This window comes from Flavobacterium branchiicola (assembly GCF_018383905.1).
In the GTDB taxonomy this organism is placed as follows: domain Bacteria; phylum Bacteroidota; class Bacteroidia; order Flavobacteriales; family Flavobacteriaceae; genus Flavobacterium; species Flavobacterium branchiicola.
Map to the genome: position 1 here is coordinate 1 of NZ_JAGYWA010000012.1, position 18,971 is coordinate 18,971.

The following is an 18,971-nucleotide window of genomic DNA, read 5'->3' on the forward strand; positions in this document are numbered from 1 at the left end:
CATAAGGCCAGGTTCCGACATAATTTCCGTTGAGGTAAATTTTGGCATTGGCCATTGCTCCATCAAAATCAACAAAAATCTGTTTTCCAGAATCGGAGGCAGGAACGGTGAAATGTTTGCGATACCAGCCAATTCCTTTCCATGGCAATTTTCCGGTTTCGCCTCTTAATTCAATTCTAAAAGGCCCTTTTATAGCCCAGTCGTGCGGAAGGTTTAATTTTTCCCAGTTAATTTCATTAGTAGCAACTGCTTCCAGATTTTTAGGTTCTTCCTTAATCAATCCATCTGCCTGAAGTCCGTAGCGGGAAAAAATCCAGTTATCATCAAAAGACTGCGTATCGACTGAGCCCATTCTTTTAATCGCGGTTTGCTGAGAAAATCCGGTCGATCCTATCATGAAACAGAGCAATAAAGCGAGACTGTTGCGTAATGAAAACATCTTACCCATATCTATATTTTTTATTATTTTGGTTTGGTTGGTTTTGTTCGTAAAACGAACGGCATTCTAAATACTCTTTTCTGGTTATTTACTTTTAATATATTGTCTGGTTATAATAAATACTAAAAATATATTTAGATTATAATGAACGATCTAAATGAGTATAACCTCCATCAACATAAATAAGCTGCCCCGTAGTATGACTTGATTTATCAGACAATAAGAACACGGCCATATTGGCAATTTCCTCAGCGGTCGTCATTCTGTTTTCTAACGGAATCTTAGCGGTTATTTCTTTTAATTTTTGTTCCGGATTTTCTAATGTGTTAATCCAGGTTTCATACAATGGTGTGTAACATTCTGCGACAATCACAGCGTTTACACGAATTCCGTATTTGAGTAATTCAACAGCCCATTCGCGGGTCAAAGCATTACGCCCGCCGTTTGACGCTGCATAAGCAGAAGTATTTCCCTGCCCTGTATCGGCTGTTTTTGAACCTATGTTTACAATTGCTCCTTTTGTTTTTTTCAACTCCGGCAAAGCATATTGTGCCATCAAATAATAATGAACCAGGTTTTTATGAATCGATGCCATGAAATCTTCATAATTGCCATTCTCAAGACCTACTCCGTCATTTACACCTGCATTATTTACTAAGCCATCTATACGACCACACAATTCAATTACTTTATTTACGGTATTTTTACACGCTTCCGGATTAGTCAGTTCAGCTACTACGGCGAGTGCTTTTCCTCCTTCTGCTTCTATTTCTTTAATCGCAATTTGATTGTCGCTATCCTGTCTTCCAATTATTACGGGAGTTGCACCTTCGGCAGCCAGAACTTTACAAATTCCAAGTCCGATTCCTTTTGCGCCTCCGGTTACAATGATTATTTTATTATTAAGATTAAGATTCATTTGTGGTTGATTTTAGTTAGATAGTTGTATTGCTTATTCCTTCAATTGATAAAAATCAATTGCATTTCTGCTCCAGAATTTATCCTGATCTGCTTTAGAAAATTTAGAAAAATAATCTTCTACAATTTCACAGGATTCTGCATAAGATGCTGCCAGTAAACTTACCGGCCAGTCACTGCCAAACATTAGACGGTCAATTCCGAATACTTCAGTCACAACGTCCAGACAATGCGTAAAATCTTCTGCTGTCCAGTTATTCCAGTCGGCTTCGGTTATTAAACCCGATACTTTACACATCACGTTCGGAAATTGTGCTATAGCTCTCATTCCGGTTTCCCATTCTCCAAATTCCTTATTTTTAAAATCCGGTTTTGCCAGATGATCAATTACAAATTTTTGTTTTGGAAATTGGGCTACCAGTTTTGCAACATTCTCCAGATGTTTTGGAAAAATCAGAATATCATACGTGAAATTATATTTTTCTAGTTTTGAAATTCCGTCTTGGAATTTTTCCTGCAGCATAAAATCAATATCGGCTTCCGCCTGAATGATATGTCTGAATCCTTTTAATTTTTCATGTTTGGTATAATACTGCAAACGTTCTTCTATAGTATTGGCACACAAATCGATCCAGCCTACTACTCCTTTTATAAATGGATTGTTTTTTGCCAGATCCAGCAGAAAAAGAGTTTCCTCTTCGCTTTGGTCTGCTTGTACGGCCACACATCCTCCAAACTGATTTTCTACTAATAAAGGTTCTAAATCGGCCGGCAAAAAATCCCGTCTGATCACTTTCATCTGATCATCGATCCAGGCGTCTTTTACAGGGTCGTATTTCCAAAAATGTTGGTGGCTATCTATTTTCATTCAAATCGAATATTTTGTCCATCATCATCCATTTTTCACCTTCTTTTGCCCATGGCAATGCTTTTTGGTATTTCCACATCAATTCTTCCCATTTCTGAACTACTGGATTATTGGCGTCCATTTGTCCTTTTCTTTCAAAAGTAAAAGTCTCATTAGCTTCAATAATCATAAACATTCTGTTGCCTACACAATAAATATCTAAATTTTCAATTCCTGAATCTGTAATACTCTGCGTAATCTCCGGCCAGATTTTTTCATGATATTTTTTGTATTCGGCCATTAATATGGGATCTTCGACTAAATCTAATGCAAGACAATATTTTTGAGTTACCATGCTTATTCTATTTTAAAATTTAAGTTTGAAACCTAAACTATTGATTATCATTTAAAATTCGATTTACACTTTAGACCCTCTTTTTGTATACAATTACCTGACTATAATCGTTTTAAAAGATGCTCTGTTTTAGCCCTTAAAATACTAAATCGTTTTAATATTTTTGAAAGGTTTAGTACTGCAATCTCAAAAAAATAAAATTATTGCATTATATTCTTTTAAATTACCTCAAAATTATCATTAATTAAGCATTTATTATCTTTACAAGTAATTTCACAAAAAACAACTGAATAAGTAGCCTTTTTTGGAATAAATTATAGATTGAGAAATTTTATACTATTTCGAAAAATAAAAAAGAAAAAGAAGTATGTGTTTTTTGAGTAGAACAAAATAAGTATTACTAAAAAGAATTTATTAGTTCGAAATACTAAACCAAAGTATTTTTTCGGTATTCTTTTGGAGTTGTTCCAATTAATTTTTTAAACAGTTTATTGAAGTTTGAGGCTGTTTTATATCCGCATTCATAGGCTATTTCAGAAATACCCAAATCGGTTTCGATCAAATATTTGCAGGCATTTGAAACCCTTATCTCATTTAGATATTCTACAAATGGTTTTTTCGTTTTGGCTTTAAACATTCTGCAAAAAGAGGTTGGGGTCAGATTGGCAATTTTAGCGATTTCGTCCAGCGAAATTTCTTCTTTATAATTTGACTTCACATATTTAAAAACTTCTGCAAGCCTGTCGCTTTTATTATCTTCATTTACTGAGACATATGAGTTATCATTAATATATCTAAGGTCTTTGCTTTTAGACAATAGAAATATAATTTCAAGTAATCCCATTACGACTTCAAAACCTTTTTTGTTAAGTAATTTGCTCATTTTTTTGGCAATAAGCGCATTGGTTTCGCCAGAAATGGAAACTCCTTTTATAGCCTGAGAAAAAAACTTTTTTACTTCCTGGGCTTCCGGTAAATCATAGAAAGAAGTACCAAAAAGATCTCTGCTAAAATAAATTACAATTGCTTTTGCCTTTAGACTGTTTATTCCTTTATAAAAAATTTCATCATTAAGCCATACATGCGGAATATCATCGCCAAGAAAAACCATATCTCCGGGCTCAAAAGATTCTACAGAATTGCCTATAATTCTCTTGCCATGACTTTCTAAAATATACACCAATTCAAATTCAGGATGCGAATGAAAAGGCGACTGAAAAAACGACTCCTCACGAGAAAATACAGACAGCGATGTATTGGTATAGGAAGCGATGGTAGTCTTAACAATTTTCATTTTCAGAATAGCAATGATAATTAATAATTAAATAATGATAAAATTGAATTAATTACTAAATTAATTTAGATATAATTTTATTTTTTCACAAAAAACAAAAATAACAAAAAATACACATCATATTACTAAATCGATTTACTTAGCAGAAAATTGATGCTATAAATCTAAAAAATCACGGTAATTTTGGTTACTAAATCGTTAACTGTACGTTTAAAAATTCTTGCTTAACCCTTAATAAATGGGCAAAACACAAAATTTAACACGTAAAAAATGGAAGCGTTTTTATAAAACAGTAAGGTTAAATGAATTAGCAAGTGATTTCTTTAAAAATCATTTTAGTACTGACATAAACGAGAAAAAAAGTTCAAAAATATTCAAATGCATCTTGTAACGAAAAAGATGTAAATCAGATTTTTTGAAGCTGAAAAAACATAAAACAAAACATCTAAAATAAAAAAAATGAACAAAGGCCTTTTAATTTTCCTTCTTGCTTTAGGTACAAATTGTATTGCACAAACAAAAGCTACCGGAAATGTTGTTGAATATTTCGGAAAGGAAAAAATTACAACCACTGCCGAGGGAAGCGTTTTATATCATTTCAGTGAAGGTTACACACTTCCTGCTGATAAAAAAAGCGGAACTCTTTTTAATGGTCAAGATCCCGTTGCCTGGCAATATGCCGTTGGAAAATTTACCAACCCGGCTAAACAAAAAAGTGACTGGTTGCCTCTAAAAGTCGATACTGCCGGAGTATTTAATGGGAAAGAAATGAAATCTGCTTTTCTTTTTACGGAATACAATTCGCCAAAAGAACAAATCGTAATTCTGGAAACTACCGGAGGAACCCGCACTTACATAAACGGTTTGCCACATGAAGGTGATCATTATGATTTTGGCTATACCTTAATTCCGTTTAAACTAAAAAAAGGCAGCAACGAATTTGTTTATACAAAAGGACGTTTTGGACGTGTAAAATCAAAGATTATTGTGCCTTCAAAAAGCATTCAGTTTACCAAACGTGATTTGACACTTCCGGATGTTATTAATGGAGAAAAGGACGAAAAATGGGCTGCTGTCCGCATTATAAACGCCACTGAAAAAGAATTAAAAAATCTTGTAATCACTGCAAAATTATCCAGCGGAGAAACGGCTGTATATGCAACAGATGCTATTATTCCTTTGTTTGTTCGAAAAGTAAAATTTAAAGTTCCTGCTACAAAAGCCAACTTTACCGGCGAATTAAAAATGGAACTAACCCTTACAGATAAAAGTGGAAAAGTAATTGATAAAACAGAAATTCCAATACAACAACGTTCAGCAACCGTACATCATGAACGTACTTTTTTAAGTAAAGTAGATAATAGTGTACAATATTACAGTATTGCTCCTGCGTTGGGCGAAGGACAAAAAGCATTGGTTTTATCGGTTCACGGTGCTTCGGTTGAAGCGCGAAATCAGGCGAGAGCTTACAAACAAAAAGACTGGGCGCATATTGTAGCCGCCACCAATCGTCGTCCGTTTGGGTTTAACTGGGAAGATTGGGGAAGAATTGATGCTTTGGAAGTTTTAGAAGAAGCCAAAAAAGTATTTCATACGATTCCGGCTCAAACGTATTTAACGGGACATTCTATGGGCGGACACGGAACCTGGTTTCTTGGAACAACGTATCCTGGAAAATTTGCGGCAATCGCGCCCTGCGCCTCCTATCCTGACATTTCAATGTACGGATTTGACAAAGGAGATGAAATGCACGACCAAAACAAAGCTTTTGAATCTATTAAACGTTCAGCCAATTCGGGACGTGTAAAAAGCCTTGTACAAAACCTAAAACAAGCCGGCGTTTATATTCTTCATGGCGATGCCGATTCAACGGTTCCAATTTCACAAGTGCGTGAAATGCGTCAGATTTTAGGAACTTTTCATCCTAACTTTTGTTATTATGAATATCCGGGTGGTGAGCATTGGTACGGAGATCATTCTGTGGATTGGTTTCCTATTTTTGAATTCTTTAAACGTCAGACAATTCCAGCCAACAAAGAGGTTAAAGAAATTGATTTTAATACTGCTACACCACAAGTTTCTTCAACGGATTACTGGATAAAATTACAGCAGCAAATCGTTCCGTTTAATTTTTCGAATATCACGGCTAAATTGGACAAAGAGCAAATTACCATTACAACTAAAAATGTTTCGATAATGGAAGTTGATTTGGCTTCCTTAGATTTAAAAGATGAAATCTCCATCAATATTGATGATCAAATCCCGAAAACGCCATCAGATAAAAAAGCAATTCTGGCTTTGCAAGGGGAAAAATGGACGTTAATAAACGAAATCAATACTTCTAAAAAATATGCAGATCGTCAGGGCGGATTCAAGTTTGCATTTAATAACAATGTTGTTTTTGTTTACGCGACCGGTGGTTCTGCGACAGAACGCGAATGGTACCTCAACAGAGCCCGTTTTGATGCAGAGACTTTCTATTACAGAGGAAACGGAAGCATCGATGTAATTGCTGACAAAGAGTTTTCATTAGAAAAATACAAAGACCGAAATGTGATTATCTACGGAAATGCATCAAATAATAGTGCCTGGAAATTGGTATTAAAAAATTCACCAATTCAAATTGATAATCAGCAAGTGAAAATTGGAAGCAAAGTACTGAAAGGTGATGATTTGGCTGCTTATTTTGTGGTTCCGAGAAACGACAGTAAAACGGCAATGATTGGTGTTGTTGCCGGAACTGCTGAAAAAGGAATGAAAGCAACCTGGGCAAACAATTATATTTCCGGAATTACCGGTTTTCCTGACGTCATGATTTTTAAAGCTGATTTACTTTTAAACGGTTTACCGGATATGAAGGTTAGCGGTTTCTTTGATAACGACTGGACTGCTAAATCTTTAGAATTTTTCGATACTACAGATCAAAATAGAACAGCAAAAGCAGAAAATTAAAAATTTAAAAACCAAAATAAGAACGTTTAAATTATTTTACTAATACGATTTAGTATTTCAAATAAAACGCCTATTTTTAGCAAAAAAAGACATCGAATCAAATGAATATCATTGATTTAACCAAATCGGAATCTATCATTTAAAAAGAACAGTGTTTGCTTACAAAAAGAATCCATTTTTCTCTTTTTTTTAAGCATACAGATTAAATAAAAAAACATGACAAATCGTAGAAATTTTCTAAAAACAACTGCAATAGCATCTGCTGCTGTAGTATTAAATCCTTTCTCAGTAAATGCGGAAGAGATTAAAGAGAAACGCAATGAACTTCCTGACGGAAAAGTGAGAAAACCAATTGTACTTTCTACCTGGCGTTTTGGACTTCAGGCTAATGAAGCGGCATGGGAAGTATTAAAAAATGGTGGTCGTGCCTTAGACGCGGTAGAAGCCGGAGTTAAAGTTCCGGAAGCAGATCCAAAAGAAAGAAGTGTAGGATACGGCGGAAGACCTGATCGTGACGGACGTGTGACACTTGATGCCTGTATTATGGATGAATTATCTAATATTGGTTCTGTTGGCTGTCTGGAATACATCAAACATCCCATTTCTGTGGCTCGTGCTGTTATGGAAAAAACACCACACGTTATGCTGGTTGGTGACGGAGCGCTTCAGTTTGCTTTATCACAAGGGTTTCAGAAAGAAAACTTATTACTTCCTGATTCAGAACGCGAATGGAAAGAATGGCTAAAATCATCCGAATATAAGCCAATTGCCAATATCGAAAATCATGATACTATTGGAATGATTGCTCTTGACGCTGCAGGAAATCTTTCGGGCGCCTGTACAACAAGCGGAATGGCATTTAAAATGCACGGTCGTTTGGGAGATTCCCCGATTATTGGTGCAGGATTATATGTTGATAACGAAATTGGTGCTGCAACCGCAACCGGACATGGCGAGGAAGTGATTAGAATTGCAGGTTGTCATCTTGTTGTTGAATTAATGCGTCAGGGAAGATCTCCGCAAAAAGCATGTGAAGAAGCCGTTCTGAGGGTCGTTAAACTAATGAAAAACAGAAACAAGGATTTAAAAGATATTCAGGTTGGATTTATTGCTTTGAATAAAAAAGGAGATTATGGTTCTTACTGCGTTCAAAGCGGTTTTAATTACGCTGTTTATGATGAAACCGGAAATCGATTAATTGATCCGGAGTTTTATTTAAAATAACTAATTGAAGATAATTAATAATAAAAAAAACGTACAAATCTGCGTTTTGGTAATAATGAATCCGTAAAATCAGAACGCGGATGAAACTGATTTGCTACCGCAAAAACGCTGATTAACACAGATTTTTACCTATTGGGTAATTATTCAAAATAACCCTTTGAATATAATTAATAATAAAAAATCCGTGCAAATCAGCGTTTTCGTGATAACGAATCCGTAAAATCAGCGTTCAAAATGAGTTCATTTAATAAGAACTGGTAAAAACGTAGTAAAATCAGAACGCGGATGAAACTGATTTGCTACCGCAAAACGCTTATTAATACAGATTTTTACTTGTTGGATATCTATTTTCAACAGCCAAAAAACCAAAATAAAAAAACCAAAATGAAGAATAAATTCAAGTTATTGTTTACAGCTTTAATCTGTGCCAGCGGATTTTCGCTTCAGGCTCAGGGAGATTTCAGCATGAAAGCCGACCAATCTGAAGAGGCTGGTTATATCTGGACAAAAGATCCAAAGGTAAAAGCCAATCTTGACAAATGGCAGGGTTACAAATTTGGCGTATTAATCCATATGGGTCTTTATACGCAACTGGGAACTGTAGAATCCTGGGGACTGGCTCCGGAAGACTGGGTAACCAGAGATGGTTATGATGATTACTACAAATATGCTACTGATTACAGAAATACAAAATACAAACTGAACCCAACGAATTTAAATTCTGAAAAATGGGCAAAAATGTTCAAAGGTGCGGGAGCGAAATATATGATTTTCACCTCTAAACATCATGATGGTTTCTGTATGTACGATTCAAAATTTACCGATTTTAAAATCACTAATCCGGAATTGCCTTATGCTAAAAATCCAAAGGCTGATGTATTAAAAGATGTATTGGATGCTTCGAGAAAAGAAGGATTAGCGGTTGGGGTTTATTACTCAAAACCGGACTGGACTACCGAAAATTTCTGGTGGTCTTATTATCCGCCAAAAGACAGAAATCCGACTTATGATATTAAAAAGTTTCCAGAACGCTGGAAAAGTTATGTAGAATATACTCAGAATCAATTAAACGAACTGACTACAAATTATGGAAAAGTTGATATTTTATGGCTTGACGGATGCTGGGTCCGACCGTTATCGACTATCAACAAAAAGGTAGAAGAATTTTGCAAATATCCGTATGATATGGATATTGATATGAAATTAATTTCGGAAACTGCCCGCAAAAAACAACCGGGAATGCTGGTTGTAGATCGCTGGGTTCCTAGTGAATATGAAAACTATTTAACGCCGGAACAAAAAACGCCCGAAGTACCTTTAACTGTGCCTTGGGAAAGTTGTATTACCTTAGGCGGTGCCTGGGGATGGGTACCAAATGATCATTATAAATCATCTAAAGAGGTGGTTCAGTTAATGACCAATATTGTGGTTAAAGGCGGAAACTTATTATTGGGTGTTGGTCCGGATGCTAAAGGAGAATTTGATCCCAAAATTGAAAAAACTTTAGCAAATGTTGGAAAATGGTTAGCAGTAAACGGTGAAGCTATTTATGATACTAAACCGGTTGCTCCTTATCTGGATGGAAAAGTGGGTTACACTCAAAAAGGAAATGCAATCTACGGAATTTACATGCCTGCAAAAGAGGAAAAAGAATTACCTTCGGAAATTACAATCAAAACGGATATGAAAGGCAGTTTAAAAGCTGTTTTAGTATCTTCTAAACAGAAATTGAAAAGCAAAAAAACTGAAGGCGGAATTATTGTTACCATTCCGAATGAGTTGAGAACATCTTTGGCAACTCAGGAAGCAGTGGTTATTAAAGTTACTCCATAATTCAAAATGATATCGAAATAATCAGTCAACAGTATGTAACTTTTGACTGATTTTTTTCTTAAAACTATTCACAAATACAAAATGAAAAAACTGCTATTAACAATTTTGGGATGTTTTGCCTTTTTGTCAATGACGGCTCAAAAATTAAATGCTCCGGCACCATATGGCGCTTTACCAACCGAATCTCAATTGCGCTGGCAGGAAGTGGAACAATATGTTTTAGTGCACTTTACGCCCACTACTTTTCAGAATAAAGAATGGGGATATGGAGATGCAGATCCTAAAATTTTTAATCCGTTAAAATTTGATGCCAGTCAAATTGTAAATGCCGCCAAAGATGGAGGTTTTAAAGGGGTTATTTTTGTTGCCAAACACCACGACGGATTTTGTTTATGGCCAACTAAAACAACGGCTTATAACATTAGCGCAAGCCCTTTTCGCAACGGAAAAGGTGATATGGTAAAAGAATTTGAACAGGCAGCTCGTAAAGCGGGAATGAAATTCGGATTGTACTGTTCACCATGGGATAGAAATAATGAAGACTACGGAACACCAAAATATGTAGAAACATACCGAAATCAGTTAAGAGAATTATATTCTAATTATGGTGATTTGTTTATTACCTGGTTTGATGGTGCTAATGGCGGAGATGGCTATTATGGCGGTAAAAAAGAAAAAAGAAATATTGATCGCTCTACCTATTACGGATGGAATACCACTTGGGAAATTTCCAGAAAGCTACAGCCGGGAGCTGTTGTTTTTGCTGATAATGGAGATGTACGATGGGTAGGAAACGAACAGGGTTTTGCGGCAGAAACTTCATGGGCAACTTTTACACCGGAACCAACTGCCGGAAAATTAGTTGCTGCTCCGGGTGAAACCAATTCGGAGAAAGCTCCGGAAGGAACAAGAGACGGAAAATTCTGGAAACCTGCCGAATGTGATGTACCGCTAAGAAATGGCTGGTTTTATCATGCTAATGAAGATAATCATGTAAAATCGGTTTCTGAATTGTTTGAAATTTACTTAAAATCTGTTGGAAGAGGTGCCGGAATGGATATCGGACTTTCACCCACTACAGATGGTTTATTGCACCCAAATGATGTTAAAGCACTGAAAAATTTTGGCGATTTTCTAAAGAAATTATTTGCTGATAATCTTGCTCAGTCGGCTGTGATTACTGCTTCTGAAATTCGTGGTGATAATCAGATTTTTTTCGGAACAAAAAATCTTACTGACAACGATCGCTACTCCTATTGGGCAACCAATGATGAGGTAAAAAAAGCATGGTTGACTCTGGAATGGAATAAAGAACAAACGTTTAATATCATTCGTTTAAGAGAAAATATCAAACTTGGTCAGCGTATTGAAAAAGTCGAAATTGATGCTTTTCTCGATGGAAATTGGAAAAAAGTAGGCGACGCGACAAGCATTGGTGCTAACCGATTGATCCGTTTACCACATTATATCACTACTTCAAAATTGAGAATTCTTATCAAAGAATCTCCGGTTTGTATTGCTTTAAGTGATGTTGGTGTTTTTAGGGAGCCGGAACAATTGGCTCTTCCTAAAATTAAAAGACACAAAGATGGAAATGTTATTATTACAACAGAAACAGCCGTAAATCAGATTCACTATACAATTGACGGAACTGAACCTACAATTCACTCGCCAGTATATGAAGGTCCATTTCTGTTTTTGTCATCAGGAGATATTAAAGCCAAATCGTTTGGAACCGATATGAAAGCTGGCGAAACTGCCATTCAATCTTTTAATATTTGCAAAAAAGACTGGAAAGTAGTTAACGCTACTTTTGAAAATGAAGAAAAAGATCAGGCTGTAAACGCTATTGATGAAAATGCCTTAACTTTTTGGAGTACAGCCGACAATACTTCTTTAATGCCTTTACCACAATATATTGTTATTGATATGGGAGAAGAAATAGAGATTTCTACTTTATCTTATTTGCCTCGCCAGAACGGAACGGGCGGAATTGTAAAAAATTACCAATGGGAAATTAGTACAGATGGTACCACCTGGAAAACTGCCGCTGAAGGTGAATTTGCTAATATCAAAAGTAATCCGGTGGAGCAAAATATTACTTTAAAAACATCGAAGAAAGCCAGATACATTAAATTTATTGGTAAATCCACTATCGATGGTAATTACATTTCTGTGGCTGAACTGGGTGTAAAAACAACTAAATAAACCCATGGAGTGAAATTGATTTTATCTAATTCCACTCAGCAGATTAAATTTAATCTGCTTTAATCTGCGTAGATCTGCGTGAAAAATATATGCGCAAAAAGCATTTCACGCAGATCTACGCAGATTTTAGCAGATTAAATTAGATTTTTACTTGCAATAAGATAATGTGCATTTGTTTTATCGATTCAAAAAGCAATCTGAACTCCTGCAAGGTTTTAAAAACCTTGTAGGTCTATTTATTCAAACCCAAATAATTAGGAAAAAAAAGTAAAAATTAATACCTACAAGGTCAAAAAAAGACCTTGCAGGAAAACAAAATAAGAACGTTTAGAAACAGCTCATTTAATTTCCTCCAGTTTCAACTGGAGTTTTTTTTGTGTATTAAATTAAAAAGGCTTTAGCCAAAAACTCGTATTTTAGCTAAAGCCTTTTATGTTGACTTTATTTTTTCCTCTAGTTAAAACTGGAGGCTATTGACTAAACTAAAGACTGTTCAATGTCCTTTTAGAAAGCCCTTTGTAAACATTTGCTTTTTATTCCTGAATCACTTTTAATGTTGTTCCGTTTACGAAATCATCATGTGAAATAAAATAGCTATTCAGGTTTTTTCCGTTTAACTGAATTTCTTTGATTTTTCCATCATTATTGATTTCTCTTTCAATTACAATACTTTCTTTCTTGTAATATTTTGGATCCAGTTTAATCGTTACTTTATCAAACATTGGCGTTGTAAGGGTATATAATGGATCTCCGGGAGATATTGGATAGAATCCCATCATCGAATAAACTAACCATGCAGACATCGTTCCTGTATCATCATTTCCGGGTAATCCTTTTGGTTCGTTTTTGAAATATTCTTTTACTAATTTCTTCACCATTTCCTGACTCTTCCACTCTTCACCTTTCACATAATTGAACAAATAAGGATAAGCAATATCGGGTTCGTTGGCCATATCAAATTGTTTGATGTCAAAAACTTTTTGCAATTGCTCAGAAAAAGGTTTTTCACCGCCCATTAATTTCATTAATCCCTTGATATCATGTGGTACCATAAAAGCGTACTGCCATGCATTTCCTTCTATAAAACCAACATTGGCCTGAAAATTGGATCCTGCCGCAGGATCAAAAGGTTCATACCATTTTTCAGTAGCTGTTCTTGGTCGAAGCAATTTTAAATCTTTGTCGTATAATTTTTGGTAGGATAGCGAACGTTTCGCAAAACGTTTGTAATCTTCTTTTTCACCTAAAGCCTTCGCTAATAGTGAAATTGCATAATCTGAAGTATTATATTCTAGTGTAGTAGAAACTGGTCCTGGATAATTGGTTGACAAATATCCTCTATCGATATATTCTTTAAGTCCCGGACGCAAAGGATTTTCTTCAATCTGATCGGCACCTTTTAGCATCGCGTGGTACGCCTTGTAAATATCAAAATCCTGAATTCCTTTTAAGCAGGCATCAACTATAACAATACTTGCGGGATCTCCAACCATTGTAAAAGTTTCGGTCGAATTTAATTCCCATTTTGGCAGCCAGCCATTTTCATCATACATTTCCAACATGCTTTTTATCATATCAGATTGTTGCTTCGGATAGACTAAAGACGTTAACGGATGCATATTTCTGTACGTATCCCACAAGGAAAATACGGTATAACGAGTACCCATGGTTTTACCAATCGCACTTCTTTTTATTTCCGGATATTCACCATTAACATCATTTAAAACATTAGGATGAATTAAAGTGTGATACAAGGCCGTGTAAAAAATAGTCTTGTCTTCTTTTGTACCACCTTCTACCAAAATTTTAGAAAGTTCCTCGTTCCAGTCTTTATAGGTTTCTTTATAAATCGTGTCAAATGGTTTGTTTCCTGTTTCTTTTTCAAGGTTTTCGCGGGCATTTTGTATGCTTACGTATGAAATCCCTACTTTAACCTCAACGACTTGTTCTTTATCAAATTTATAGGAGAAATAAGTTCCGATACTATCGCCAACAACCGTTTTTACGGTATTGTCCATCATTCTTGTTTTTCCGTTATAACCCATCCATTGTGCTTCTACACCTTCATATTTAGGTGTTTTTTTCCAGACTCCAAACTTAGTTGCTGGTTTTGAAAACTTTGCCACAAAATATACCGGATAGGCGTCTTCTGGACTATTGTAACAAAAAGAACCAACGCTTCTCATTCCTTCAATTTCTGTCGAAGAAACTACTTTTACCATCGCGCCTTCTTCGTTTGTTAATCCTAAACCAAGATTCAGTAATATATTTGATTTTCCTTTCGGGAAAGTAAATTTGCTCACTCCAACTCTCTTTGTAGCCGTAAATTCTCCTTTTACTTTATATTTATCAATGCCTACGCTGTAATAAGCTGCTTTGGCAACTTCATTAGAATAAGTTGAACCGTATTTTAAGTGATTGATTTCAACATCTCCCGTTGTTGGCATTAGTAAAATAACACCCAATTCCGGACAGCCTACTCCGCTTAAATTGACCTGACTAAATCCAGTCAGAAATTTATTTTCATTTACATAAGGATTGGACAGCCACTGACTGTCTTTTTCCATTGGTTTGTTCTTAATCCCGGCAACATTAAACGGACTAATACTTGCCATTCCTCTTGGTGCAATTGGCCCCGGGAAAGTTGCTCCATAATTTGAAGTTCCAATAAATGGGTTTACAAAATCTGCAGGTTCTTGTCCAAAAACCGTTATACTAAAAAACAGCAGGCAAAAAGCACATGCTGTTTTTATTATTTGTCTTGCATTACAAATCATAAAAATTTTATCTTTTAATCGCTTCAATCTTGAGAGTCCAGGCTTCTTTACATGGCAAATTATTTCTTAAACTCTCCGGAATTGTCACTTTAAATCCTTCTGCAAATTTAGTCCATTGTAATTGTTTTTTACTACCCAAAAGTGTGATTTTTGTTCCTTTTGCAGGATTAATAGATTTTACAACAATCTCTGACGGAATTGTGTTTTCTCCTTCTTTTGCCAAATAAAACAAGAATACATTTCCGGCTTTATTTTGAGTCATGCAAATATTGTCTTCTTTATAAGGCGCAATTGGCTTTGTATCGTAAATGGCAGTACTATTTACTTTCATCCAGTCTCCGTAAGCAGTCAATAAATCATACGCGTCTTGCTGCCATTCGCCTTCCGGACTTGGTGCAATATTCAATAATAAATTCCCGCCTTTTGCTACAACATCAATCAGCATGTGAATTCCTTGTCTTCCGGTCAGGTATTTTGCATCCGGAGTATAAGACCATCCGCCGCCGGAAGTAATACAGGATTCCCACGGATAAGGCAATGTTTTTTCGGGCACTCTGTTTTCCGGCGTCAGGTAATTTTGGTTTTTACCATGAACTGCGCGGTCTACAACTATCAGTCCCGGTTGTTTCTGACGAGCTTTAATTACAAGTTCATCCATTTTAGGATCCTGATCGACAACTCTGTGTTTTATAAAACCGTTTTTAGATTCGTTTTCTGCAAATTTCTCAGCATAGTTTTCTTTGATATTTTGCAAATCTCTCTTTTTAACCCAACCTCCGTCTAACCATAAAATATCAACTTTACCGTAATTGGTCAAGATTTCTAAAATCTGATTGTGGGTGAAGTCTACATATTTTTGCCATTTTTCAGGATATAAGGACGGATCATAATTTACGTTTCTGTCAAAAGGAGGGAAATAAGGATCCCAATAGTTTTCGTTATGCCAGTCCGGTTTAGAAAAGTATGCTCCGGTCGAAATGTTCTCATTTCTAAAAGCTGTAAAAACCTCTTTTAAAATGTCCGCTTTTGGATTTGTACTGAAAGGACATTCTTTATCGGTTACTTTATAATCGGTATATTTTGAATCAAACATGGTAAATCCGTCATGATGTTTGGTGGTGAAAACCATGTATTTCATTCCGGCTGCTTTTGCCGCCTTTGCCCATTTTGAAGGATCAAATTTTGTCGGATTAAATGTTTTTTTCAATCCTTCATATTCTTTTACATATTCTGTATAATTTCCCGGATTGCTTCCTTTTTTACGTTCGCACCAGCCGTAATCTTCCGGACAAATCGACCAGGATTCTACAATTCCCCATTGGCTGTAAGTTCCCCAGTGCATTAACAATCCGAATTTCTTTCCCTGCCATTGCTCCAGATTTTTTAATACTAAAGGATCGGTTTCCGGTACGTAACGCTCATCTTCGTAAATAGCCTGCGAGAACATTTGAACTGAAAATAATACCGTGATCAGAAATAGTGCTTTTTTCATCTTTATTCTGTTTTGTTGTTTTTATTTCACTTTAAACCTTTGTGTGTAATTATTTAAACACATAGAATCATAGCTTATAGGAATCTTAATAAGGCGTTTCACTTGTATCAATTCACATAGCATTTGTTGTCTTGATCTTTGTCAAAGTTTGAAACTTTGACAAAGATTTTACTCATTTTTGTCATTCCGAGGAACGAGGAATCGCACTAGAAACTCGACAAAGATTGGCGACCACTGTTGCGGAATCCCGCGTGTGATTTCTCGTTCCTCGAAATGACAAAAAGGGCTTATCAAAGTTCCGCGAACGATTTAATTCACTAAAATTTCATCCACAAATAACCAGGAACTTTCTCCTCTGGGGCTCTTTCTTAAATTTGCTCCGACTACTTTTACATATCTCGCATTTTGTTTCTGAAAGCTGATTTTGAAATCTTTCAATTCTGAAATTGGGTTCGCATTATAAGGACGGGATACTTTTCCAACTTCTTTATAATTAATTCCATCATTAGAAATCAGTACTTTTATTTGAATCGGAAAAAATACTCCCGCGCCCTGACTTTCTAAAGTTCCTACTGTAACTTGTTGAATACTTTCCGGTTTTTCAAAATCAATTACCAGTTCCATGTCATTTACAAGCCATGCCTGCCATTGTCCGTCATGAAAGTTTTTAGATCCGCGAATGGTATTTACCATCGTAAAAGGACCATCGCCTTTGTAATTGTTATTAAAAGGTGTCAAGTAATTTACTTTATGCGCCACGGCTTTGTGAAATACAATGGTATCTGTAAAAGTTTTTCCAACTGGTTTATTGTCCTGAAATAAAGACGCTTTTAAAACGGTAGTTTCTTTAAACTGAATTGGATTTGTATATCTTTCTGCATGCTGATCCATCATTTTATCTCCCAAAACATAACGAATATCCGGATTTGGAAATTCATTTTTCAACGTGACATTGATTTGTTTTTTAGTTAAATCTGCTGTTGAAGAAGCGGTAACCAGATAAGCACTTTTTGCATAATTGATTCCCAGATAATCGTAACGTTTAAATTGTTTGGCCAGTCTTGCACTGAAATCCTCCCAATTACGGTTTTCTTTTGAGCTCCATAAAACCTCTGATAAAGCGGCTAATCTTGGAAAAATCATATACTCAGAATCTTTTGGTCCGGCCAGATGTTCTGCCCATAAATTGGCTTGTCCGCCTAAAACATGATTGGCTTCGGCAGCTGTCATAGTTGAAACCACAGGATCAAATTCGTACACTTTATTTAACGGATTATAGGCATCAAAAGCTAAAGGTTCTTCATTTTGCGGTCCCTGATAAAAGTTGAAATAGCAAGGTGATTCCGGTGTCATAATTACATCATGTCCTTGTGCTGCCGCTTCAGTTCCGCCTTTTGTTCCTCTCCAGCTCATTACTGTGGCTTCAGGAGCTAAACCACCTTCTAATATTTCGTCCCAGCCAATTAGTTTTTTGCCTTTAGAATTGATGTATTTCTCCATTCTTTTTACAAAATAACTTTGTAGTTCGTGTACGTTTTTCAGGCCTTCGTCTTTCATTCTTTTTTGACAATTCGGACATTTTTCCCAATTGGTTTTGGTCGCTTCATCTCCTCCAATATGAATGTATTTTGAAGGAAAAACAGTCATTACCTCATCCAATACATTTTGCAGAAACTCAAAAGTTGTTTCTTTTCCTGCGCAATAAATGTCGGTAATTGGCCATAATCCGCCTGAAGGAACTCCGATACGCTGATCAAAACAAGCTAGTTCAGGATAGGCTGCAATAGCACTGCTTACGTGTGCCGGCATTTCGATTTCCGGAATTATTTCAATATTTTTTGATGCTGCGTATTTTACGATTTCTTTTAATTCGTCTTGTGTTAAAAAACCACCGTACGTTCCTTTTTCATCTGGATTGGTAACCAGTCTCGCATTCCATGATAAATTTTCCTGATCAACTCTCCATGCACCAACTTCAGTTAGTTTTGGGTATTTTTTGATTTCGATTCTCCAGCCCTGATCGTCTACTAAATGTAAATGCAGCACATTCATTTTGTGCATTGCCAGACGGTCAATTGTAGAAAGAATATAGTTTTTGTCGAAGAAATGTCTTGACAAATCGAGCATTAAACCTCGATATTGAAAACGGGGTTCATCTGTAATCGTTACATTCGGAATTTGCCATTTTGCTGATGTAATAACATATTTACTTTCTATCGCAGCGGGAAGCAATTGTCTGATGGTTTCTAAACCGTAGATAAATCCGGCATTTCCGTTTGCGGTAATGACAATACTATTTTTATTTACTTCTAATTTGTAGGCTTCTTTATCCAATAAAGGGTCGACTTCAAACTTAATATAATTACTATTTGGGGCTTTTGCAGCAACTACGGGACGCCAGCCAGCCGCAACTCCAAATTTGCTGATTAAAGCATTTGAAATGTCTTTTTGAAAATCGGTGCCGGCAACAAAAGTGGTGTTTTTTGAAAACTCAAAAGATCCCGGATATAAAATCATCTGATTGGGTTTCGGGATGATTTGAATGTCATTCTCTATTACTTGTTTCTGACTGTAACCCGAACTTAAAACAGTTAAGAAGATTAAGACGAATAAGGGTTTTAATACTCTCATA

12 protein-coding genes are annotated in these 18,971 nt (G+C 35.8%); 4 read left to right on the forward strand and 8 right to left on the reverse strand.

What is annotated here, in order from left to right; all coding sequences use genetic code 11:
* The 5 genes from KHA98_RS21770 to KHA98_RS21790 all read right to left on the reverse strand — a co-directional run.
* Positions 1-448 (reverse strand): sugar-binding domain-containing protein (locus tag KHA98_RS21770; protein WP_379732444.1); only part of this gene is annotated, 448 nt, incomplete at its 3' end.
* Positions 449-578: 130 nt separating this feature from the next.
* Positions 579-1,358 carry an L-fucose dehydrogenase gene (locus KHA98_RS21775; RefSeq protein WP_213260102.1) on the reverse strand — a complete coding sequence of 260 codons (780 nt, stop codon included), beginning with the start codon at positions 1,356-1,358 and terminating at the stop codon, positions 579-581.
* A gap of 33 nt (positions 1,359-1,391) precedes the next feature.
* On the reverse strand, positions 1,392-2,225 hold the full coding sequence (locus KHA98_RS21780; protein ID WP_213260103.1) for an amidohydrolase family protein: 834 nt from the start codon (positions 2,223-2,225) through the stop codon (positions 1,392-1,394).
* Complete coding sequence (locus KHA98_RS21785) at positions 2,212-2,559, reverse strand: L-rhamnose mutarotase (RefSeq protein ID WP_213260104.1); 348 nt, start codon at positions 2,557-2,559, stop codon at positions 2,212-2,214. The genes KHA98_RS21780 and KHA98_RS21785 overlap by 14 nt, the downstream gene beginning before the upstream one ends.
* A gap of 427 nt (positions 2,560-2,986) precedes the next feature.
* Complete coding sequence (locus tag KHA98_RS21790) at positions 2,987-3,853, reverse strand: AraC family transcriptional regulator (protein ID WP_213260105.1); 867 nt, start codon at positions 3,851-3,853, stop codon at positions 2,987-2,989.
* Positions 3,854-4,312: 459 nt separating this feature from the next.
* Here KHA98_RS21790 and KHA98_RS21795 point away from each other — a divergent pair, with 459 nt between their 5' ends.
* From KHA98_RS21795 to KHA98_RS21810, 4 genes are all read left to right on the forward strand, one after another.
* Positions 4,313-6,805: a carboxylesterase family protein gene (locus tag KHA98_RS21795; RefSeq protein WP_213260106.1), complete on the forward strand. Its 2,493-nt coding sequence runs from the start codon at positions 4,313-4,315 to the stop codon at positions 6,803-6,805.
* 216 nt (positions 6,806-7,021) lie between these two features.
* Entirely contained in the window at positions 7,022-8,029 is a 1,008-nt protein-coding gene (locus tag KHA98_RS21800) for an isoaspartyl peptidase/L-asparaginase family protein (RefSeq protein WP_213260107.1), read from the forward strand.
* A 384-nt stretch (positions 8,030-8,413) separates the two neighbouring features.
* Positions 8,414-9,862: an alpha-L-fucosidase gene (locus KHA98_RS21805; protein WP_213260108.1), complete on the forward strand. Its 1,449-nt coding sequence runs from the start codon at positions 8,414-8,416 to the stop codon at positions 9,860-9,862.
* Positions 9,863-9,943: 81 nt separating this feature from the next.
* Entirely contained in the window at positions 9,944-12,070 is a 2,127-nt protein-coding gene (locus KHA98_RS21810; RefSeq protein ID WP_213260109.1) for an alpha-L-fucosidase, read from the forward strand.
* 533 nt (positions 12,071-12,603) lie between these two features.
* Here the strand turns inward: KHA98_RS21810 and KHA98_RS21815 are convergent.
* The 3 genes from KHA98_RS21815 to KHA98_RS21825 form a co-directional block, all read right to left on the reverse strand.
* Entirely contained in the window at positions 12,604-14,847 is a 2,244-nt protein-coding gene (locus KHA98_RS21815; protein ID WP_213260110.1) for a GH92 family glycosyl hydrolase, read from the reverse strand.
* 7 nt (positions 14,848-14,854) lie between these two features.
* Positions 14,855-16,339, reverse strand: a complete 1,485-nt coding sequence (locus tag KHA98_RS21820) for an alpha-L-fucosidase (protein ID WP_213260111.1) — start codon at positions 16,337-16,339, stop codon at positions 14,855-14,857.
* A gap of 309 nt (positions 16,340-16,648) precedes the next feature.
* Complete coding sequence (locus KHA98_RS21825) at positions 16,649-18,970, reverse strand: glycoside hydrolase family 20 protein (protein WP_213260112.1); 2,322 nt, start codon at positions 18,968-18,970, stop codon at positions 16,649-16,651.
* Position 18,971: the final 1 nt, after the last annotated feature.